19 protein-coding genes are annotated in these 19,969 nt (G+C 76.0%); 10 read left to right on the forward strand and 9 right to left on the reverse strand.

All coding sequences use genetic code 11. From position 1 onward, the window contains the following. The first annotated feature begins 187 nt into the window (after nt 1–187). The 4 genes from ABD358_RS16435 (at nt 188) to ABD358_RS16450 (ending at nt 3,986) form a co-directional block, all read left to right on the forward strand. A complete protein-coding gene (locus ABD358_RS16435) occupies nt 188–616 on the forward strand; it encodes an ATP-binding protein (protein WP_344631772.1) in 429 nt (142 codons plus the stop codon). Between the two features lie 117 nt (nt 617–733). Beyond that, nucleotides 734–1,144, forward strand: a complete 411-nt coding sequence (locus ABD358_RS16440; protein WP_344631773.1) for a cytidine deaminase family protein — start codon at nt 734–736, stop codon at nt 1,142–1,144. Nucleotides 1,145–1,250: 106 nt separating this feature from the next. Next, nucleotides 1,251–3,611, forward strand: coding sequence for a glycosyl hydrolase family 95 catalytic domain-containing protein (locus ABD358_RS16445; protein ID WP_425576350.1), 2,361 nt, complete (start codon nt 1,251–1,253; stop codon nt 3,609–3,611). Between the two features lie 78 nt (nt 3,612–3,689). Then, nucleotides 3,690–3,986, forward strand: a complete 297-nt coding sequence (locus tag ABD358_RS16450) for an SGM_3592 family protein (protein ID WP_344631775.1) — start codon at nt 3,690–3,692, stop codon at nt 3,984–3,986. Nucleotides 3,987–4,068: 82 nt separating this feature from the next. Here ABD358_RS16450 and xylA read toward each other — a convergent pair whose 3' ends face one another. Further along, entirely contained in the window at nt 4,069–5,241 is a 1,173-nt protein-coding gene (xylA, locus tag ABD358_RS16455) for a xylose isomerase (RefSeq protein ID WP_344631776.1), read from the reverse strand. Nucleotides 5,242–5,319: 78 nt separating this feature from the next. Between xylA and xylB the strand changes: the two genes are divergently transcribed. From xylB to ABD358_RS16475, 4 genes are all read left to right on the forward strand, one after another. After that, complete coding sequence (gene xylB, locus ABD358_RS16460) at nt 5,320–6,747, forward strand: xylulokinase (RefSeq protein ID WP_344631777.1); 1,428 nt, start codon at nt 5,320–5,322, stop codon at nt 6,745–6,747. 93 nt (nt 6,748–6,840) lie between these two features. After that, complete coding sequence (locus ABD358_RS16465) at nt 6,841–8,061, forward strand: ROK family protein (protein WP_344631778.1); 1,221 nt, start codon at nt 6,841–6,843, stop codon at nt 8,059–8,061. Nucleotides 8,062–8,218: 157 nt separating this feature from the next. Further along, nucleotides 8,219–9,694, forward strand: a complete 1,476-nt coding sequence (locus tag ABD358_RS16470; RefSeq protein ID WP_344631779.1) for an acyl-CoA synthetase — start codon at nt 8,219–8,221, stop codon at nt 9,692–9,694. Beyond that, nucleotides 9,687–11,021, forward strand: a complete 1,335-nt coding sequence (locus ABD358_RS16475; RefSeq protein ID WP_344631780.1) for a carboxyl transferase domain-containing protein — start codon at nt 9,687–9,689, stop codon at nt 11,019–11,021. The genes ABD358_RS16470 and ABD358_RS16475 overlap by 8 nt, the downstream gene beginning before the upstream one ends. A 92-nt stretch (nt 11,022–11,113) precedes the next feature. On the opposite strand, the gene ABD358_RS16480 is transcribed toward ABD358_RS16475, so the two are convergent. The 4 genes from ABD358_RS16480 to ABD358_RS16495 all read right to left on the reverse strand — a co-directional run bounded on the left by ABD358_RS16480 (nt 11,114) and on the right by ABD358_RS16495 (nt 14,812). Continuing rightward, on the reverse strand, nt 11,114–11,827 hold the full coding sequence (locus tag ABD358_RS16480) for a GNAT family N-acetyltransferase (RefSeq protein WP_344631781.1): 714 nt from the start codon (nt 11,825–11,827) through the stop codon (nt 11,114–11,116). Nucleotides 11,828–11,900: 73 nt separating this feature from the next. Further along, nucleotides 11,901–12,914, reverse strand: coding sequence for an MsnO8 family LLM class oxidoreductase (locus tag ABD358_RS16485; RefSeq protein WP_344631782.1), 1,014 nt, complete (start codon nt 12,912–12,914; stop codon nt 11,901–11,903). A 63-nt stretch (nt 12,915–12,977) separates the two neighbouring features. Continuing rightward, nucleotides 12,978–13,676 carry a response regulator transcription factor gene (locus tag ABD358_RS16490; protein ID WP_344631783.1) on the reverse strand — a complete coding sequence of 233 codons (699 nt, stop codon included), beginning with the start codon at nt 13,674–13,676 and terminating at the stop codon, nt 12,978–12,980. Further along, complete coding sequence (locus ABD358_RS16495; protein ID WP_344631784.1) at nt 13,673–14,812, reverse strand: sensor histidine kinase; 1,140 nt, start codon at nt 14,810–14,812, stop codon at nt 13,673–13,675. Before ABD358_RS16495 ends, ABD358_RS16490 begins: the two co-directional genes overlap by 4 nt. Before the next feature lie 124 nt (nt 14,813–14,936). On the opposite strand from ABD358_RS16495, the gene ABD358_RS16500 reads away from it, so the two are divergent. After that, on the forward strand, nt 14,937–15,140 hold the full coding sequence (locus ABD358_RS16500; protein WP_344631785.1) for a hypothetical protein: 204 nt from the start codon (nt 14,937–14,939) through the stop codon (nt 15,138–15,140). Between the two features lie 359 nt (nt 15,141–15,499). Here the strand turns inward: ABD358_RS16500 and ABD358_RS16505 are convergent, their stop codons facing one another. The 3 genes from ABD358_RS16505 to ABD358_RS16515 form a co-directional block, all read right to left on the reverse strand. Then, a complete protein-coding gene (locus ABD358_RS16505; RefSeq protein WP_344631805.1) occupies nt 15,500–16,312 on the reverse strand; it encodes an SAM-dependent methyltransferase in 813 nt (270 codons plus the stop codon). 147 nt (nt 16,313–16,459) lie between these two features. Next, the gene (locus ABD358_RS16510; RefSeq protein WP_344631806.1) at nt 16,460–16,810 is read right to left on the reverse strand and encodes a hemerythrin domain-containing protein; all 351 of its coding nucleotides are present in this window, start codon (nt 16,808–16,810) and stop codon (nt 16,460–16,462) included. Further along, entirely contained in the window at nt 16,807–16,941 is a 135-nt protein-coding gene (locus ABD358_RS16515) for a hypothetical protein (protein WP_344631809.1), read from the reverse strand. The genes ABD358_RS16510 and ABD358_RS16515 overlap by 4 nt, the downstream gene beginning before the upstream one ends. Before the next feature lie 387 nt (nt 16,942–17,328). Here ABD358_RS16515 and ABD358_RS16520 point away from each other — a divergent pair, with 387 nt between their 5' ends. Further along, nucleotides 17,329–17,988 carry a GOLPH3/VPS74 family protein gene (locus tag ABD358_RS16520; RefSeq protein ID WP_344631786.1) on the forward strand — a complete coding sequence of 220 codons (660 nt, stop codon included), beginning with the start codon at nt 17,329–17,331 and terminating at the stop codon, nt 17,986–17,988. A 90-nt stretch (nt 17,989–18,078) separates the two neighbouring features. Here the strand turns inward: ABD358_RS16520 and ABD358_RS16525 are convergent, their stop codons facing one another. Continuing rightward, complete coding sequence (locus tag ABD358_RS16525; protein ID WP_344631787.1) at nt 18,079–19,821, reverse strand: trypsin-like serine protease; 1,743 nt, start codon at nt 19,819–19,821, stop codon at nt 18,079–18,081. Nucleotides 19,822–19,969 lie beyond the last annotated feature (148 nt).

Below are 19,969 nucleotides of genomic sequence, written 5' to 3' on the forward strand. Positions count from 1 at the left end.
CCCCTCCAACCCGCCGACCACCGCTTCGCGGCGGAAGTCTGTCATGCCGTCACGTCTTTCCAACAGGGTGCCAGGTGTTTTTCTGCAAACAACAGACTGATCCTTGCCAGATGTCGTCGACGCCCCCCACACTGAGGACGTGGCTTCCTTTTCCGATGTTCGCCCGTTAGAGCGCCACGCCGGATCCGTGGAAGGGATCCTGCGGGACGCCTTCCACCTCCCGGCCATCGGCGCCTCCGTCTCGGAGGCCCGCAGGAGGGTTCTCCACCGGCTGACCGAGTGGAACATCGGGGCCCTGGTGCGCGACGACGCCCAACTCGTCATCTCCGAGCTCTTCACCAACGCCGTCAAGCACACCGACAGCGACAAGGTGGACTGCGAACTGCGGGTGGCGGGCGTGCGGCTGCGGCTGGAGGTCGCCGACCGGGGTGGGGGCCCCGGCCGGCCCCGCCTCCGGCGCGCCGGGCGCCGGGGCGCCCCCGACCGCGAGGGGGAGAGCGGTCGGGGGCTGACGATCGTCGCCGCCCTGGCCGAGGAGTGGGGGGTGCGGCCGGGCGGCGACGGCAGGGGCCACACGGTCTGGGCGGAGCTGGGCTTCGGCTGCTCCGCCCCGTAGACGCGGGACCACCCGGCCTGGGGCGGGGGAGGCCGGGTGGTCCCGCTCGCGCGCCGTCCCGCGCGGACCCTCCGGTGCGCCCTGGCGCGGCGGGCGGCGCGCGGATAGCTTCGCCGCATGACCACCGTCACCAACGGCGAACTGATCGCCTCCGCCGAGCGCGTGCTCCATCCGCACACGGTCGGCGACCGGGTCTTCGGCAATGTGGCGTCCGCTCTGGTCACCGAGGCGGGCGCTGTTCACTCGGGCGTGTGCATCGACACCGGCTCGGGGACGGGCTTCTGCGCCGAGCACGCCGCCATCGCCGCCATGGTCACGGCCCGCGAGTACCGCATCGCGAAAATCGTCGCGGTGTGGCGGAACGAGGAGGGCGCGCTTCACGTGCTTCCGCCGTGCGGAAGGTGCCGGGAGTTCATCCGCCAGGTCGATCCGGGGAATCTCGACACCGAAGTAGTGCTCGGAATGAGGAATTCCGTCACCCTGCGGGATCTGCTGCCCTTCAACGAATGGCCGAGCCCTCTCGACTGACACCCCGGCTCGCGTCCCGGCTTCGCGCGACCGGGTACCGAGGGCGTGCTCCAGGTGTACGGTAAGCGCTTGCCCCCGCACGTCGCCCGCCCCCGTCCTCTCTCCCATGGAGCCGTACGTGAGCACGGACCACCGCCCCGAACGCACCGGCGCCGACGCCGGGCTCCGCCTGTGGTACCCCCGCCCCGCCGACGAGTGGCTCCGGGCCCTGCCGGTGGGCAACGGCCGGCTGGGCGCCATGGTCTTCGGCGGCACGGACACCGAACGGCTCCAGCTCAACGAGGACACGCTGTGGGCCGGCGGCCCCCACGACTACGACAACCCCCGCGCCCTCGCCTCCCTCTCCGAGGCCCGCCGGCTGGTCTTCGAGGGGCGGTGGGACGAGGCGCGGGCCCTGGTCGACAGCGACCTGATGGGCGTCCCCGTCAAGCAGCTCCAGTACCAGACCGTCGGCGACCTGCTGCTGTCCTTCGACGGCGGCGGGACGGAGGACGCGGAGGTCTCCGGCTACCGGCGCGAGCTCGACCTCGCCACCGCCGTCGCCTCGGTGGAGTACGAGCGCGGCGGGGTGCGCCACCGCCGCGAGGTGTTCGCCTCCGCGCCGGACGGAGTCGTCGTGGTCCGGCTCACCGCGGACACCCCGGGCGCGCTCTCCTTCACCGCCTCCCTGGGCAGCCCGCTGCGCTCCGCCTCCTCCTCCCCCGACCCGACGGGCATCGCGCTGGACGGCAGGGGCGACGACGCCCAGGGCATCGCGGGCGCGCTGCGCTTCCGCTGCCTGGTCCGGGCGGTGGCCGAGGACGGCGAGGTGTGCTCCGCGGACGGGGAGTTGCGGGTCACCGGCGCCACCGCCGTCACCCTGCTGGTCTCGGCCGCCACCAACCACCGCGACTGGCGCGGCGTGGACGACGACCCCGGGGCCGCCGCCGTCCGCGCGGCCCGCCCGCTCACGGCCGCCGCGGCCCGCTCCTACGCCGAGCTGCGTGCCCGCCATGTGGCCGACCACGCCGCGCTGTTCGACCGCGTCCGCCTGGACCTCCCGGCCACGCCCGCCGCCGCGCGGCCGACCGACGAGCGGGTGGCGGACTTCGCCCGCGGCGACGACCCGCACCTGGTGGCGCTGTACTTCGCCTACGGGCGCTACCTGCTGATCGCCTGTTCCCGTCCCGGCTCCCAGCCCGCCAATCTCCAGGGGCTGTGGAACGACCTGACCGATCCGCCGTGGGGCGGCAAGTACACGATCAACATCAACACGGAGATGAACTACTGGCCCGCCGCGCCGGCCAACCTCCTGGAGTGCTGGGAGCCGCTCTTCGACCTGCTGGACGACCTGGCGGCCGCCGGCGCCCGCACGGCACGGGCCATGTACGGGGCGCGCGGCTGGGTCGCCCACCACAACACCGATCTCTGGCGGGGCACCGCGCCCGTGGACGGCGCGTTCTGGGGCATGTGGCCCACCGGCGGCGCCTGGCTGGCCCTGTCGGTGTGGGAGCACCACCGCTTCACCGGCGACACCGAGGCGCTGCGCGGGCGCTACCCCGTCCTGGCGGGGGCGGCGCGCTTCTTCCTCGACTCCCTGGTGACGGACCCGGCGACCGGCGAGCTGGTCACCTGCCCGTCGCTGTCCCCGGAGAACGCCCACCACCCCGGCCCGGGCGGCTCGCTGTGCGCGGGGCCGACCATGGACAACGAGATCCTGCGCGACCTGTTCGACGCCACCGCGGAGTGCGCCGAACTCCTCGGCGTGGACGAGGAGCTGGCGAAGGAGGCGCGGGCGGCGCGCGACCGGCTGGCCCCGATGCGCGTCGGGGCGCTGGGCCAGCTCCAGGAGTGGCGCGAGGACTGGGACGCGCAGGCCCCCGAGCAGGGCCACCGGCACGTCTCGCACCTGTACGCGCTGCATCCGGGGAACCGGATCACCCGGCGCGGCACCCCGGAGCTGTTCGAGGCCGCGCGCACCACGCTGGAACTGCGGGGCGACGCGGGCACGGGCTGGTCGCTCGCCTGGAAGATCAACTTCTGGGCGCGGCTGGAGGACGGCGCGCGCTCCTACAAGCTGCTGGCCGACCAGCTCACCCCCGAGCGCACCGCCCCCAACCTCTTCGACCTGCACCCGCCCTTCCAGATCGACGGGAACTTCGGCGCCACCTCGGGGATCGCGGAGTGGCTGGTGCAGAGTCACGCGGGCGAGGTCCACCTGCTGCCCGCCCTGCCCCCCGCGCTCCCCGAGGGCTCGGTGCGGGGGCTGCTGGCGCGCGGCGGCTTCGAGGTGGGCGTCACCTGGCGCGGCGGCGCGCTCGCCGGGGCCGAACTGGTCTCCCGGGGCGGGCGCCGGGCCCGGGTGCGGACGGCCGGGGAGGTCCGCGTCCTGCACGACGGCCGGCCGGTGGAGACCGTGCGGCCGGAGGCCGGCGTCGTGGAGTTCGGCACGGTGGCGGGAGGCGTCTACCGGCTGCTTCCGGAGTGAGCGCGCCGGCGGCCGGTGCCTGGAACCCGCCGTCCGCGCCGGTCGTTCCCGGGGCAGGACCGGAGAGGGAGGTGCCCGGTGAGCGAGGGAGGGCCACGGCGGGGAGACGGCGGTGACGGCGGTCCGGAACCGGACGGCGCGCCGGGAGGCGGCGACGCGCGGGACGACGCGTGGGACGGTGCCGTGTTCGACGAGGAGTTCGTGCGCGGCGCCGAGGTGAGCGAGCCGACGGCGCGTACGCGCATGCTGCGCGCCCGGTGGCGGGAGAACCCGCCCGAGCCGCGGCCCTGGCGGGCGGACGAGCCCCCGGCGGGCTGGTTCTGGAGCAGGGGCCGCCGCAGACGGCGCGGTTGGCGTCGCCGCAAGGGAGAGTGATCCGCCCGCTCCCTGGACGGGACGCGGGCGGGACACGGGCCCGCAGGCCCGTGCCCCGCCCGTCGGAGCCGAGATCCGGTCGTCAGCCGCGGACGCCCAGGAGGTGGTCCATGGCGAGCTGGTCGAGCCGCTCGAAGGCCATGCCGCGCTTGGCGGCGGCCTCCACGTCGAACTCCTCGAAGGCGGTCCTGTCGGCCAGCAGGTCGGCCGCCGTCTCGCCCTCGTTCAGGGTGGGCTGCGCCAGCTCGTCGAGGCGGGCGGCGCGCAGCGCCTCCTGGACGGCCGGGTCGGCGCGGAAGGCGGCCGCCTTCTCCTTGAGGACCAGGTAGTTGCGCATGCAGCCCGCGGCCGAGGCCCACACGCCGTCGAAGTCCTCGGTGCGCGGCGGCTTGAAGTCGAAGTGGCGCGGGCCGTCGTAGCCGGCCGACTCCAGCAGGTCCACCAGCCAGAACGCCTGGCGCAGGTCGCCGGCGCCGAAGCGGAAGTCCTGGTCGTACTTGATGCCGGACTGGCCGTTGAGGTCGATGTGGAACAGCTTGCCGTGCCACAGCGCCTGGGCGATGCCGTGCGGGAAGTTCAGCCCGGCCATCTGCTCGTGGCCGACCTCGGGGTTGAGGCCGACCCGGTCGGCGTGCTCCAGCTCGTTGATGAACGCCAGGGCGTGGCCGACGGTGGGCAGCAGGATGTCGCCGCGGGGCTCGTTGGGCTTGGGCTCGATGGCGAAGCGCAGGTCGTAGCCCTGGGAGACGACGTAGTCGCCGAGCAGGTCGAAGGCCTCCTTGAGGCGGTCCAGCGCCACCCGCACGTCCTTGGCGGCGCCGGACTCGGCGCCCTCGCGTCCGCCCCAGGCGACATAGGTGGTGGCGCCCAGCTCGACGGCCAGGTCGATGTTGCGCATGGTCTTGCGCAGGGCGTAGCGGCGGACGTCGCGGTCGTTGGCGGTGAAGGCGCCGTCCTTGAACACCGGGTGGGTGAACAGGTTGGTGGTGGCCATCGGCACCTTCATGCCGGTGGCGTCCAGCGCCTGGCGGAAGCGCTTGACGATGCCCTCGCGCTCGCTGTCGGAGGAGCCGAAGGGGATCAGGTCGTCGTCGTGGAAGGTGACGCCGTAGGCGCCCAGCTCCGCCAGCTTCTGCACGCTCTCCACCGGGTCCAGGGCGGGGCGGGTGGCGTCGCCGAAGGGGTCGCGTCCCTGCCACCCCACGGTCCACAGACCGAATGTGAACTTGTGCTCCGGGGTCGGCTCGTAGCTCATGGCATGCCTCTCGGGTATTTCGTCATGGCCGTTGACAAATTAGTATGCGCCCAAGAGCCGCAGAGAGGAAGAGGCGACATGGCTGCACCTGAAGGTCCGCTCGTCGTAGGCGTGGACAGCTCGACGCAGTCCACGAAGGCGCTGGTCGTCGATGCCGCGACCGGCGAGGTGGTCGCCCGCGGCCAGGCGCCGCACACGGTGTCGGCCGACCACGAGAGCGATCCCGAGCAGTGGTGGGGGGCGCTGTGCGCCGCGCTGGAGCAGTGCGGCCCGGTCGTCCACCAGGCCGCCGCGGTCTCGGTCGGCGGGCAGCAGCACGGGCTGGTGACCCTGGACGGACAGGGACGGCCGGTGCGGCCCGCCCTGCTGTGGAACGACGTGCGGTCCGCCCCCCAGCGCGACCGCCTGGTGGAGGAACTCGGCGGCCCCAAGGCGTGGGCCGAGCGCTTCGGCAGCGTGCCGGCGACGTCCTTCACCGTCACCAAGTGGGCGTGGCTCCGCGAGACGGAGCCGGAGGCCGCCGCGGCCACCCGCGCGGTGCGGCTGCCCCACGACTACCTCACCGAGCGGCTGACCGGCCAGGGCACCACCGACCGGGGCGACGCCTCGGGCACCGGCTGGTGGTCGACGGCCGACGAGGAGTACGACCGGGAGATCCTGGAGAGGGTCGGCCTCTCCCCCGACCTGCTGCCCCGCGTGCTGGGCCACGGCGAGGCGGCCGGCACCGTCCGCCCCGTGGAGGGGCTGCCGCTGCCCCAGGGCGCGCTGGTGGCCGCCGGCACCGGTGACAACATGGCCGCCGCGCTCGGGCTGGGCCTGCGCCCGGGGCAGCCCGTGCTGAGCCTGGGCACCTCCGGCACCGTCTACGCCGTCTCCACCCGCCGCCCCGCCGACCCCACCGGCACCGTCGCCGGGTTCGCCGACGCCCGCACCGACTGGCTGCCGCTGGCCTGCACCCTCAACTGCACCCTGGCCGTGGACCGCGTGGCGGCCCTGTTCGGCCTGGACCGCGAGGCCGTCGAGCCGGGCGGGAGCGTCACCGTGCTGCCCTTCCTGGACGGCGAGCGCACCCCCAACCTCCCCTACGCCTCCGGCCTGCTGACCGGCCTGCGGCACGACACCACGCCCGGACAGATCCTCCAGGCCACCTACGACGGCGCGGTGTACTCGCTGCTGGCGGCGCTGGACCTGGTCCTGGACGCCGACGCCTCCCCCGACGCCCCGATCCTGCTGATCGGGGGCGGCGCCCGGGGCACGGCATGGCGCGAGACCGTCCGGCGGCTGTCCGGACGTCCGGTGGCCGTGCCGCGCGCCCAGGAGCTGGTCGCGCTCGGCGCGGCGGCACAGGCCGCCGCCCTGCTGCTGGGCGAGGACGCGGCCGCGGTGGCCCGCCGCTGGTCCACCGCCGAGGGGCCGTCGTACGAGGCGGTGGAGCGCGACGAGGAGGCCCTGGCCCGTCTCGCCGCCACCCTCACCGGCGCCGATACGCTGCTCCGGCAGCGCTGACACCGGGTGTCCGCCGGCGCGGGGGAGCGCCCGGCGGACACCCTGCGAACACCCGACGAGCACCGCCCGGAGAACCCGAGGAGCAGACGGCCGATGGCAGCACCCGCGCCCACCACCCAGCAGGAGATGCGGCGGCGGAACCTGGCGCGCGTGCTGCACGCGGTGGCCGACGGCGGTCCCCTGTCACGGGCCGCCGTCGCGGCGCGGATAGGCCTCACCCGCACGGCCGTGTCCACCCTGGTGGACGAGCTCCTCGGCGCCGGACTGCTGGTGGAACTGGGACCGGGCCGCTCGGGCACGCCCGGGCGGCCCGGCACGGCGCTGGCGCTCAGCGACCGCGGGCCCTGCGGGATAGGCGCCGAGATCGGCGTCGACCACCTGGCGGTGTGCGCCGTCGACCTGCGCGGCGAGGTCCGCGCCCGCCTCGCCGTGGACGCCGCCAACCGCGGCAGCGACCCCGGGCCGGTGCTCCGGCGGCTCGCCTCGCTGGTGCGGGAGGTGGCCGAGGAGGTCCGGGCGGCGGGCCTGCGCCCGGCCGGCGTCGCCGTGGCCGTGCCGGGCCTGGTCGCCCGGGGCACCACCACCGTCGTCCAGGCCCCCAACCTCGGCTGGGCGGACCTGGACCTCGCCCCCCGCCTGCGCGAGGACGCCCTCGGCCCGGACGCCGAAGACGCCGTCTGCTTCGTCGACAACGAGGCCAACCTCGGCGCCCTGGCCGAGCTGTGGCTCGGCGGCCACACCCCGCCGCCGGAGGACTTCGTGCACGTGTCGGCCGAGATCGGCATCGGCGCCGCGATCGTGGTGGACGGGGAGCTGCTCCGCGGCACCAGGGGGTTCGCCGGGGAGCTGGGGCACGTGCCGGTCCGCCCGGAGGGCCGCCCCTGCGCCTGCGGCGGGATCGGCTGCCTGGAGCAGTACGCGGGCGAGGAGGCCGTGCTGCGGGCCGCCGGACTCGACCCGCGCGCCGTCGCCGACGGCCACCCCGGGCCCGGCGCCCGGATCGACCTGCTCGCCGGCCGCGCGGAGGAGGGCGACCACGCGGTGCGCCGGGCGCTGAACGGGGCCGGCACCGCGCTGGGCACCGCGCTGACCGGCGCGGTCAACCTGCTCGACCCGCAGACCGTGGTGCTCGGCGGCGCCCTCGCCCGGCTCGCGCCCTGGCTCCTGCCCTCCCTGGAGAGGGAGCTGGGCCGCCGCATCGCCGGCCCCCCGCCGGTGGCGGTCTCCCGCCTCGGCCCGGACGGCCCGCTGCTGGGCGCGGCCCACTCCGTCGTCCGGGCGGTCCTGGACGACCCGCTGGCCCGGCGCGGCTGACGCGCGTCCCCCGCCCCCGGCGTCCCGCGTCCGCCGTCCGGGGTTCACGGCCCGCGCCGGACGCCGGGGGCGCCCCGGGCTGTGTGCCGGACGGGTCATGGGCCACCCTGGAGTCGGACCAGTCAGCGGTACGAACACGAGGACGAGGAGTCACCGGGTGCCCACACTCTTCCCCCACCTTCACGACGCACCGGCCAAACCCGCGCTCCGCTTCGGCGACCGGGTGATCGGGTACGGCCGGCTGGCCGGGCTCGCCGGCGCCCTCGCGCTGCGGATCGGGGACGCCGGACGGGTCGCGGTGTGGGCCACGTCCTCCCCCTACACCTGCGTCGGCGTCCTGGCCGCGCTGCTGGCCGGCGTGCCCGTCGTCCCCGTGAACCCCCGGATCGGCACGCGCGAACTGGCCCACATCGTCTCCGACAGCACACCGGATCTGGTGCTGGCCGCTCCGGGCGACGACCTGCCCGACGCGCTGGCCGCCCTCCCCCGCGTCGACGTCGACCTGGAGGCCGGGGACTCCGGGGACGGGGCGGGGCCGCCCGCCGGGGCCTTTCCGGAGCCGGCCGGGAACAGCCCCGCGTTCGTCGTCTACACCTCCGGCACCACCGGACCGCCCAAGGGGGTGGTCCTGCCGCGCAGCGCGGTCGCGGGCACCCTGGACGACCTGGCCGACGCCTGGCAGTGGACCGGCGACGACGTGCTGGTGCACGCCCTGCCCCTGTTCCACGTTCACGGGCTGATCCTGGGCGTACTGGGGCCGCTGCGGCACGGCGGCACCCTCCGCCACCTGGGCCGGTTCTCGCCCGAGGGCGTCGCCGGGGCCCTGGAGGAGGGCGGCACCATGGTGTTCGGGGTGCCGACGATGTACCACCGGCTGGCCGAGGTCCTCGACGCCGGCGGGCCGGACGGCGACCGGCTCGCCGCGGCCCTGCGCGGCGCCCGCCTGCTGGTCTCCGGCTCGGCGGCGCTGCCCCTCCACGACCACGAGCGGATCACGGCCGCCACCGGCCAGCGCGTCGTGGAGCGCTACGGCATGACCGAGACGCTGATGATCACCAGTGTGCGGGCGGACGGCGAGCGCCGCCCCGGCACGGTCGGGGTGCCGCTGCGCAGTGTGGACGTGCGGCTGGTGGACGAGGACGGCAGTCGGATCGAGGAGAGCGACGGGGAGACCGTCGGCGAGGTCCAGGTGCGCGGGCCGAACCTGTTCATCGAGTACCTGGGCCGTCCCGACGCCACCGCGGACGCCTTCGCGGGCGGCTGGTTCCGCACCGGCGACATGGCCACCCGGGACGCCGACGGCTTCTACCGGATCGTGGGCCGCAGGGCGACCGACCTGATCAAGAGCGGCGGGTACAGGATCGGCGCCGGTGAGATCGAGAACTGCCTGCTGGGCCACCCCGAAGTCGCCGAGGCCGCCGTCGTCGGCGAGCCGGACCCGGACCTGGGCGAGCGGATCGTGGCCTGGGTGGTGCCGGCCGGGGGCCAGGAGCCGCCGGCCGCCGAGGAACTGGCCGACCTCGTCGCGCGGCAGCTCGCCCCGCACAAGCGGCCCCGGGTCGTGCGGTTCACCGACGCCCTGCCCCGCAACGACATGGGCAAGGTCGTGAAGCGGGCGCTGACGCATGGCTGAGCGGCTCCCGGCCCGTGCGGCGCTCGACGCGGTCGCCGACGGCTTCGCGGAACTCCCCGGGCTTCCCCACTCCGCGGGGGACGGGGACGGCCCGATCGGCTGGGAGGGCTACGGCGCGGCACGTGCCCGGGCCCGCGAGCGCACCGGCGAGCGGGAGTCGGTGGTGTGCGGAACCGGTACGGTCGGCGGCGTCCCGGCGGTGCTGATCGCCTTCGAGTTCGCCTTCCTCGGCGGCTCCCTGGGGCAGCGCACCGGCGACCGGATCGAGGCGGCCCACCGGCACGCCCGCGAGGCGCGGCTGCCGGTGGTGTCGCTGATCGCGACCGGCGGCAGCCGCATGCAGGAGGGCATGCGGGCCCTGGTCCAGCTCCAGCGCGTGGCGCGGCAGTCGGCGCTGACCCGCGCCGCGGGCCTCCCGCAGATCGCCGTGGCCCGGGACCCGACGACGGGCGGCGGCTGGGCGACGCTCGGCGCCGGCTCGGACGTGGTGCTGGCGCTGCCCGGCGCGCAGGTCGCCTTCGCGGGCTCGCGGGTCCGCCCGCCGGGGGCCGATCCGGCCGCCTACGGCGCGGAGGAGAAACTGGCTGCCGGGCAGGTGGACCGGATCGTGGCGCCGGACGAGCTGCGGGACGTCCTGGGGCGCTGGCTGTCCCTGCTCGGCTCCCCCGCCGAGGGGCCCGCCGAGCCGCCGCGCGCGCTCGGCGCGGCTCCCGGACCGCCGAAGTCGGGCTGGGAGGCGGTGGAGCGGGCACGCTCGCCGCACCGGCCGCGCGCCGACGCCTACCTGGACGCGTACTTCGAGGTGCGGGAGGAGATCTCCGGCGACCGCTGCGGCGGGACCGATCCGGGGATGCGCTGCGGTTTCGGGCGCAGGAACGGCCGTACGGTCGCCTACGCCGCGCAGTGCGGCACGCCGACGCTGCCGGCGGGCTTCCGCACGGCCGCCCGGCTCGTCCGGCTGGCCGACCGGCTGGGCATTCCGGTGCTCACCCTGGTGGACACCCCGGGCGCGGCCAACGACGAGGCGGCGGAACGTTCCGGCGCGGGCGCGGCCATCGCGGAGGCGTTCGCGGCGGTCGCCGAGGCCCGGGTCCCGGTCACGACCCTGGTGGTCGGGGAGGGCGGGTCGGGCGGCGCCCTGGCCCTGGCGGCGCCGGACAACACCTGGGTCGCCCCGGACGCCTACTTCTCCGTCATCGCCCCGGAGTCGGCCGCGGCCATCCTCAAGCGCGGCCCGGAGCGGGTGCGGACGACGGCCGACGAGCTGCGGCTGCGCCCGCAGGACCTGGTGGAGCTGGGCGTCGCCCGCGGCATCGTGGCACCGTGATCCGGCCGCCGTGACCGCCGGCGTCCCGCACGTGCGGCGGGGCTCCGGCGCCGCCCGGCCCCGCCGCCCCGGGCCGTCAGTCCGTCAGCCCGTCAGTCCGTCAGTCGGAGGCTGAGCTGGGCTCCGCGCTCCCGGAAGCCGAGTGCGCGGGCCACCCGCCGGGAGGGCTCCGGCCGGGCCCTCCACTGCGGCAGCAGGCCCGCGCCGAGCGCGTGCGCGACCGCCGCGGAGGCGGCGGCCCGGGCCAGTCCGCGGCCGCGGTGCCGCGTCGCGGTCAGGACGGACAGGTGCGCGACCCGCCGGGGCCAGAGCCGGTACCCCGCCGCGGCCGTGACCTCGCCGTCCTCGAACACGGCGAAGGCCGGCGAGGTGATCTCGTCCAGGGCGCTCTCGTCGGCGTCCTCCCGCCCCACCCCGGCCGACAGGTCCGCGACGCGCGGATGCCCGCGGGGCACCTCGGCCACCGGCACGGGCGCGGGGCGGAAGTCCGCGGCGGACAGGTAGGCGAGGGCGGCCGGGCCGAGCGTCCGCGCGACGGGCAGCAGGGAGCGGAGGACGGCCGCGTCGACCAGTTCCTCCGGTGCCCGTCCGGCCGCGGCTCCGCGCAGCCGTGCGGCGGCCTCCGCGGTGGGCGCCGTGGCGATCGCGGCGCCGTCCAGGAGCACGATGCCGGCCCAGGAGGGCGGGCACAGCCCCGAGCCCGGCGAGACGGCGACGCTCGTCCCCGTTCTCCCGAACTCGACCGGCACGCCTGCCAGTTCACACCACAGCGCGCGGGCGCGGGTCACCACCGGATCGGCCGTCATGACCGGATCCTGTCACCTCCGGACCGTGCGGGCGACGGCATTCGCGCCTCCGGTCCGACCCGGCGGCCGGGCCTCAGCCCCCGGGGGCCAGGCGGGCCAGGCGGGCCAGGCGGCGGTAGGAGTCCAGCCGCCGGCCGCGGTCGTGGGCGTTGAGGGTGAGGAGCAGTTCGTCGGCGCCGCTGCGCCGCACCAGTCCGGCGAGCGCGGCGGCCACCTCCTCCTCCGTACCGTGGATCTGGGAGGCGCGGGCCTCGGCGAACAGCGCGGCCTCCCGCTCCGTCATCCCCCGCACCGGCACCTCCTCGGGCGGCGGCAGCGGCGGGAAGACGCCCCGGGTGCGGGAGACGACCGTCGCCCACGCCTCCGGCCTCTGCATCGCCTCGGCCTCCCCGGCGGTGGCGCCGACCGCCGCGCTCACCGAGACCACCACATACGGCTCGGGAGCGAGGGCGGAGGGACGGAAGGACCGGCGGTAGTCGTCGAGCGCTCGGAGCATCCGCTCCTCGCCGCGCACCGGGGCGATGACCAGGGGCAGTCCCCGCTCGGCGGCCAGGGCGGCCCCGGCGCCCGTGGCCAGCAGGAACACCGGCACCCGCAGCCCCTCGGAGGGCACGGCCCGCATGCCCTTGGCGTGGTTCCCGGCGAACCAGTCCAGCAGTTCGGCCAGGTCGTCGCCGAACCGCCCGGCCGCCTCCTTGTCCGCGCCCAGGGCCCGGCGCACGGCACCGGTGAAGCCGACCGATCGGCCCAGGCCCATGTCGATCCGGCCGGGGAAGAGGGACTCCAGCACCCCGAACTGCTCGGCGACCACCAGGGGCCGGTGGTTGGGCAGCATCACCCCGCCCGTGCCGACCCGGATGCGGGAGGTGGCCGAGGCGACGGCCGCGGCGAGCACGGTCGGCGCGGAGCCGGCGACGCCGGGCACCCCGTGGTGCTCGGAGACCCAGAAGCGGTGGTAGCCCAGCGCCTCGACGTCCCGGGCGAAGCGCACGGTGGCGCGCAGGGCCTCGTCCGCCCCCTCGCCGCGCCGGATCAGGGAGCGGTCCAGGACCGACAGGCGGGTGGTGCGCAGGATGTCGTCGACCATGTTCCGTCCAACGCTCGGGACCGCGCGGGATTCCCCGAAGGCTCCCGCCCGCTCCCGGCCCGGTCACCCGTCCGTCAGCCCGGCGTCGTGGACCAGCAGGGCGAGCTGGACCCGGTTGCCCAGGCCCAGCTTGGCGAGGGCGCGGGAGACGTGCGTCTTCACGGTGGGGACGCTCAGGTGGAGCTCGGCGGCGATCTCGGCGTTCGACCCGCCGCGCCCGACGGCGAGCGCGACCTGCCGCTCCCGCTCCCCCAGTTCCTCCAGCCGCCGGCGGGCCCCGGCCCGGCGGTCGCCGTGCCCGGGGGAGGCGACACGGGCGATGAGCCGCCGGACGACGGCCGGGGAGAGCACCGGATCGCCCGCGGCGACCCGCCGCACCGCCTCGGCGATCTCGGCGGGCGGGGTGTCCTTGAGGACGAAGCCCGCGGCCCCGGCCCGCAGCGCGCGCAGCACGTGGTCGTCGGCGTCGAAGGTGGTCAGGACGATCACCTCGGGCGGGTCGGGGCGGCGGCGCAGCGCCTCGGTGGCGGCCAGCCCGTCCACGCCGGGCATCCGGATGTCCATCAGCACCACGTCCGGCCGGTGGAGGTCCACCAGGCGCGGCACCTCGGCCCCGTCGGAGGCCTCTCCGGCGATCTCCAGGCCGGACGCGCCGCCGAGCATCAGCCGCAGCCCGGCGCGGACGAGGGGGTCGTCGTCGACGAGGAGGACGCGGACGGCGCGCCCGGCTCCGCTCGCGCCGCCGCCGGTGCGGATGGTCATGCCCGCCACGGTAGCCAGGCGCGCAGCCGGAAGTCACCTCCGGTCCTGCCGTGCTCCAGGCGGCCGCCGGCGAGGGCGACGCGTTCGGCCAGCCCGGTCAGCCCCATGCCCGCCCCCGGGACGGCGCCCTCGGCGGCCTGCCCGGGCGCGGCCGGGGAGCGGCCGAGCCGGTTGCGCACCTCCACGGTCAGTCCCTCGCCGGGCGCGCCGGCGACCGTCACCCTGGCCCCGGAGCCGGGCGCGTGCTTGCGGGCGTTGGTGAGCCCCTCCTGCACCACGCGGTAGACGGTGCGGCCGGTCGCCTGCGGCAGGGTCTCCGGCGCCTCGACCCGCTGCTCCAGCTCCACGCGCGTGCCGGCCCGGCGCGACTCCTCCGCCAGCCGGGGCAGGTCGGCCAGCGTCGGCTGGGGGCGGTCGCCGTCCCCGGTGTCGCTGCGCAGCACCCCGATGACCTCCCTCAGTTCCTCCAGCGCCTGGTGGGCGCTCTGCCGGATCACCCCGGCGGCCAGCCGGACCTCCTCGGGCGGGGTGTCGGCGCGGAACTCCAGGGCGCCGGCGTGGACGCTCAGCAGCGACAGCCGGTGGGCGAGCACGTCGTGCATCTCGCGGGCGATGGCCTCACGGGTGTCGCGCCGGGCCTTCTCCCAGAGGGAGGCGATCAGTTGGCGCCGGGAGCGGACGTACAGACCCCAGCCGATCACCCCGCCGATCAGCACCAGGCCCAGGAAGGCGTCGAGTTCGGGGTTCACCGGGTCCGGGCGGATCACCGTGGCGGTGGCGAGCATCGCGGCGAGGGCGAGTCCGCCGACCCAGGCGACGGTGCGCGGCCTGCGGTGCACGGCGACGGTGAACAGGGCGACCTCCAGCGGGCCGGCCACGAAGTGGGAGAAGGCGCTGACCGGCACGATCGCCAGCGCGACGCCCACCGGCCACCGGCGCCGCAGCCACAGCGCGGCGCAGGCCAGTGCGCCGGCGAGCTGGTCGGCGGCCAGCCACGCCTCGGTGACGTCGGGATGGTTCACGACCGGTTCGGAGGTGGCGGCGCTGAAGACGGCGGCCAGGAGGAAGGCGCTGGTGTCGACGGCCCAGTCGCGCCTGCTGCGCCGGACCGGTTTCCCCCGGAGGATGCGGACCATGGGGCGAAACTACCGGCGGTCCGGCCCGTCCGTGCCCTCCCGGGTGCGGCCGTGTACCGAAGTCGCACGGTCGCATACTTTCGACGGTCGTCCCGGCCGGGTCGGCACCGGCAGGCTGGCGGGCATGAAGACGCTCTTGGGATTCCTGGCCTTCGTCCTGCTCGCCCAGGGAGCGGGCGGGCTCCTCCACGAGGTGTCCGGCCGGTTCGAGCTGTGGGGCCTGGTGCACCGCGTCGGTTTCCTGGACGGCTACGAGGTCTATGCGAGCGTGGTGCTGATCGTGCTCGGCCTGGCGGTGGGCGCCGCCTCGGAGAAGGCCGGGTCCTGAGGGCCCGCCCCGCGTTCCGCGGCCATGACGGGGGTGTGCGTCCGCTGAGGCACGGCCGCGCCAACCGCGCCCTCGGGGACGGGAGGGTGGTGGGGAGGACCTACGCGGGTCCCGACGCCGGCCCCCGGCTCGACCGCGAGCGCGCGCTGCCGGCCCGGCTGCGGGGGCGGCTGTCCGTGCCGCCGGTGCGCGCGGCGGACGGCGGCACCCTCACTCCCGGGTCCTGGCCGGGCGTGCCCGGCCAGGACCTGCCGGACGCGGGCCGTGCGGCGGACGTCCCGGCGGCGTGCGGCCGTGACGGCGGGCCGGCGGGAGCAGCCCGGCGCGTCCCGGTTCCCGGCTGCCGCCCGGCGGCGGGCCTACGGCTTGCGTCCGAGACCGCCGAACACGGCCACCTCGGCGGGCGGTTCGCCGGACGCGTTCTCCGGCCGCCACCGCGAGCAGGGGACGACGCCGGGGTCGAGCAGTTCCAGGCCGTCGAAGAAGGCGGCGATCCGCTCGGGGCTGCGGGGCGTGTAGGGGGTGGCGGTGCCCCGGGCGTTGTGGGCCTCGATGGCCCGCACGTAGGCCGGATCGGTGGTGGAGCCGTCGTTCAGGCCCAGGAAGCTGCCCGGCGGCAGGGCGTCCAGCAGCCGCCGCACCACCGAGCGGGCCTCGTCGTGGTCGGGGACCAGCCCCAGGATCCCCATGAGCATCAGCCCGACGGGGCGGGAGAAGTCCAGTGTCCGCGCGGCCCGTTCGAGGATCGCCTCGGGATCGCGGACGTCGGCGTCGATGTAGTCGCACGCCCCTTCGGGGGAGCTGGTGAGCAGGGCCTCCGCGTGCAGCAGCACCACCGGGTCGTTGTCGGCGTAGACGACCCGGCACTCCGGTGCGACGCGCTGGGCGACCTCGTGGGTGTTGTCCCTCGTCGGCAGGCCGGTGCCGATGTCCAGGAACTGCCGGATCCCCTCCCGGCCGGCCAGGTGGCGGACCACGCGGCCGATGAAGGCGCGGGAGGCGAGGGTGATGTCGCGCATGCCCGGGAAGACCGCGAGGACCTTCTCGGCGGCCTCCGCGTCGACCTCGTAGTAGTCCTTGCCGCCCGCCAGGTAGTTCCATATGCGGGCGGAGTGCGGGCGGGAGGTGTCGATCCTGCTCCCGCCCTGCTGTGCGGTGCTGTCCGCTATGATCGTCGTTCTCCTCGGTGGTGACCTGACCTGACGCGGGGTCACATTCTGTCACCGGCCCCTCCGCCCGCCGCCCGGGCCCCTCCGGCGCTCCTCGCGTCCGGCGGGGCCCGGGGAGCGGGCCCGGGAAGCGGACCCGGGCGGCGGGGCTCAGGTGGCGGGGGCGTCCAGGACCGGGATCAACCGCTCCTCCTCGTGGGCGAGGTGGTCCTCCAGCCCGGACGTGAGCCTTTCGACCTCGGCGAGCACGTCCGCGGGGTCCGCGCCGTCGCCGGAGACGGCCTTCCGCGGCTCCTCCACGAGCTCCGCGATCCTTCCCTGCTCCCGGCGCAGCCGGTCCACCACCGGAGCGAGTCCGGGGCGCCGTCCGGCGACGGCGGGGAGCATCCCGGTGTCCTCGTTGACGTGGTGCCCGTGGAGTCCTCCGCGGAAGGTCAGGCAGTTCACCCGGAGCCGGGCGCCCAGTCCGGGCCCCGACTCGGCGATCTCCCGGCGGATCAGGGAGAGTTCGCGCCGGAACGCGTCGTGCCGTTGTCGGCGCGGAACTCGTCGATGACCTGCTGGCCGAAGTCGTTGGGCATGATCCGCCGTTCCTCCTTGGAATGGGATCTTCCGCGTTTGTTCGCGGGCATGGCGGGTTCCCCGCCGGGACTTGCCGTCCACGGCGGGAGGAATGGGCGGACCGGTCCCCGGCCGGCGTCGTCACTGCGGCGGCCTGGCGGGCACGGGGGATCCGGCCGGAAGCGCCGCGCGGTGCGCGCGGCGGGAACGGAGCGGGACGGAGGCGTGGAAGGCGGGCCTCTCGCCCGCCCCGCGCTCACGCCGAGGCCGGGTGCCTCACTCGTGAATGGCCCATGGCCGACCCGGCGGTCACGGGAGTGGAACCCAGGGGCGGGGGCATGCCGCCGCAACGCCGTTTCCCGCCGCCCGCCGCGGTTCTCCCGTGCGGCGCGGCAACCCCGGACACGTGTTCGTGCGTCCTGCCGGTACAGACGGACGGAGAGAGCGAGGGGTCGACGGTGCGGGTCACGCTGGGCGAGGAGATCATGCTGCTGTCGCTGGACGACGAGTCCGGTACGGCGGGGAACCGGTCCGTCACGGGCTGGGGTGTCGCGGGCGGCATCCTGCTGGACCTGGTCGTGGCGGGACGGCTGGCGGTGGACGACGGACGGCTGGAGGTCGTCGACCGGTCGCCGACCGGGACCCCGCTGCTCGACGGGCGCCTGGAAATGATCGCCGGATGGGCGGGGAACCGGCGGAGGAAGACGTCCGACTGGCTGGCGAAGGACCGGCCGAGGGCTGTGCAGGCCGCGGTGGAGAGCCTGTGCGAGCGCGGCCTGGTCTCCGAGGAGCACCGCCGCGTGCTCGGCCTCTTCCCCGTGCGGCGCTACCCGGAGGCGGACGGATCGGTGGAGCGGGAGCTGCGCGACCGGCTGACCGCCGTGGTCGTGGACGGCGCGGAGCCGGACGACCGCACCTGCGGCCTGATCGCCCTGCTGCACGCCGCCGGCCTGCACCGGCAGGCGTTCCCGGAACTGCCCCGCAAGCGGGTCGAGCCCCGGATGGCGGAGCTCGCCGAGGGGCAGTGGGCGGGCGACAGCGTGCGGAGGGCGATCCGCGACGTCCAGGCGGCGGTCACGGCGGTCACGGCGGTCACGGTGATCACCGCGGCCTCCTGAGCGGCGGCCCGGGGCCGGACGGCGAAGGGCCCCGGGCCCGTGCGGACGGCCTCCCGGCGGCCCCGGGCCCGGACGGCCCGGGGCCGGGGCTCAGCCCCAGAGGTCGTATCCGCGGTATCCGGTCCCGATCCTGATCCGTGCCGCGAAGATCCCCCGTCCGGCCTTTCCGGTGCCCGGGTGGAGGTAGAGCGTTCCGCCCGGGGTGCGGGCGACGTGGTCCGCGATCCCGTCACCGGTGACGTCGCCGGGGGCCGCGAAGGCGTCGTAGCCGGACCAGTCGCGGACCCTGCCCCCGGCCATGAAGGGCGATGTCGCCCTGCCCGTGCCGCGGAGGAGGTGGACCGAACCGTCCCGGGTGCGGGCGAGCAGGTCGGCCCTGCCGTCGGCGGTGTGGTCCCCCTTGCCCCGGAGGGAGTCGTAGCGGGAGTAGCCGCTTCCCGCGGCGATCGTTCTGCCGTAGCCGCCCCTGCCGTCGCCCGGGTGGACGCGGAGGGCGCCGCCCGAGGTCACCGAGAGCAGGTCGGGGAGCCGGTCGCCGGTCACGTCGCCCGGTGCGACGAGGAACCTCCTGGTGCGCCAGCCGTCGGCGATCCTGGTGTCGGTCCACCGGGAGCCGCCGCGGGTGCGGTGGCGCCAGAAGACGTCGCCGTCGAGGCGGCGGCGGAGGATGAAGTCCTGCCGGCCGTCCCGGTCCATGTCGGCCTGGAGCACGGTGTCGTAGGCGTTCCAGGAGCCGGGGAGCCTCTCGCGGGCGAGGAAGCCGGAGCCGGTCGACTTCTTGACGTACCCCGTGCCCGTCGCAGCGGAGCGCAGGAAGAGGTCGGCCCTGCCGTCGCCGTCGACGTCGGTGTCGTCGACGCGCGGTCCGATCCTGTGGGCCTGGGCCCTCACCTCGGTGAAGACCTCGTAGCTGCCGGGGGCGTTGCAGGCCCGGGCGCCGTTGCCGGCGCCCCAGGAGACCACGCCCGCCACCTTTCCGCGCACCAGCAGCGGTCCGCCGGAGTCGCCGGGGCAGGTGGCGCGCCCCGTGGCGTCGTCGCCGGTGCCGGGCGGCCCCGCGCAGAACATGCTGCCCGCCCTGAAGGATCCCGCGCCGGCCACGGCGTCGAGGTTCGCGCGGCACTCCGCGTCGGAGTGGACGGGCAGCGAGACGCGTTGCAGCGTGGGGGCGAGGGAGCCGGCCTCCCAGTCCGAGCCGGTCATGCCCCAGCCGTACGCGGTGCCCGTCTCGCCGGGCCGGTAGAGCACTCCGTCGCCGGGGCCGGCGATCTCCGCCGTCCGCAGGCGCACCGGCTCGGCGAGGGTGAGCACGGCCATGTCGTTGTCGGAGCTGCGGTGGTCGTAGGAGCCGAGCACCCAGCCGCGGGTGACGTCGACGAACGTGCCCTCGGCGTTGCCCGGCCCGCCGAGCAGCCTGTTCGTGCCCGCGAGCACCATCCCGTACCTGCCCCAGTCCTGGCGCGCCCCGTTCTCGTCGTGCAGGCAGTGGGCGGCGGTCAGCACCTTGTTCGGGGCCACCAGTGTGCCGCCGCAGGTGAAGTGGTGGTCGCCGTCGCGGTCCCGGTCGAAGAGGAGCTGGACCATGAACGGGGCGTCGGACAGGGGGGTGTCCGCACCGCCGATGATGCGGGGTCTGAGCCCGGTGCTGCCGCTCTCGGCGGCCTGGTGCCGCACGGGGCCGGGCGGTTCGGTCCCCGGCGGGGGTCCGCCGGCCGGCGGGGTGCCGGCCTGCAGGACGCCGCCCGCCAGTGCGAGGACCAGACCCGCGGCGGGGACCAGGCGGCTCGTCAGCCGTCCGTGCCGTGCGCTGCCGGGGTGGGGGGAGAGACGCACTCGAGTCTCCTGTCGGGTCGAAGAGCGGAGTACCCCACCAGGAGAACGGGCGCGGTGCGCCGGATCCGGTCATGCTCCCGCGCGGCGCGCGGGATTACGCCTTCGGCGAGCGGGATCGCTCATTCCTTCGGGTCTCCCGTCACCCGGA

This window comes from Streptomyces glaucosporus, assembly GCF_039533345.1.
Classification (GTDB): domain Bacteria; phylum Actinomycetota; class Actinomycetes; order Streptomycetales; family Streptomycetaceae; genus Streptomyces; species Streptomyces glaucosporus.

What these genes read in the sequence shown, in the direction of transcription:
- ABD358_RS16440 (WP_344631773.1), top strand. Translation starts at nt 734, where the DNA reads ATGACCACCGTCACCAACGGCGAACTGATCGCCTCCGCCGAGCGCGTG.
- ABD358_RS16445 (WP_425576350.1), top strand. Translation starts at nt 1,251, where the DNA reads ATGGAGCCGTACGTGAGCACGGACCACCGCCCCGAACGCACCGGCGCC.
- xylA (WP_344631776.1), bottom strand. Translation starts at nt 5,241, where the DNA reads ATGAGCTACGAGCCGACCCCGGAGCACAAGTTCACATTCGGTCTGTGG.
- xylB (WP_344631777.1), top strand. Translation starts at nt 5,320, where the DNA reads ATGGCTGCACCTGAAGGTCCGCTCGTCGTAGGCGTGGACAGCTCGACG.
- ABD358_RS16465 (WP_344631778.1), top strand. Translation starts at nt 6,841, where the DNA reads ATGGCAGCACCCGCGCCCACCACCCAGCAGGAGATGCGGCGGCGGAAC.
- ABD358_RS16475 (WP_344631780.1), top strand. Translation starts at nt 9,687, where the DNA reads ATGGCTGAGCGGCTCCCGGCCCGTGCGGCGCTCGACGCGGTCGCCGAC.
- ABD358_RS16480 (WP_344631781.1), bottom strand. Translation starts at nt 11,827, where the DNA reads ATGACGGCCGATCCGGTGGTGACCCGCGCCCGCGCGCTGTGGTGTGAA.
- ABD358_RS16485 (WP_344631782.1), bottom strand. Translation starts at nt 12,914, where the DNA reads ATGGTCGACGACATCCTGCGCACCACCCGCCTGTCGGTCCTGGACCGC.
- ABD358_RS16490 (WP_344631783.1), bottom strand. Translation starts at nt 13,676, where the DNA reads ATGACCATCCGCACCGGCGGCGGCGCGAGCGGAGCCGGGCGCGCCGTC.
- ABD358_RS16495 (WP_344631784.1), bottom strand. Translation starts at nt 14,812, where the DNA reads ATGGTCCGCATCCTCCGGGGGAAACCGGTCCGGCGCAGCAGGCGCGAC.
- ABD358_RS16500 (WP_344631785.1), top strand. Translation starts at nt 14,937, where the DNA reads ATGAAGACGCTCTTGGGATTCCTGGCCTTCGTCCTGCTCGCCCAGGGA.
- ABD358_RS16515 (WP_344631809.1), bottom strand. Translation starts at nt 16,941, where the DNA reads ATGCCCGCGAACAAACGCGGAAGATCCCATTCCAAGGAGGAACGGCGG.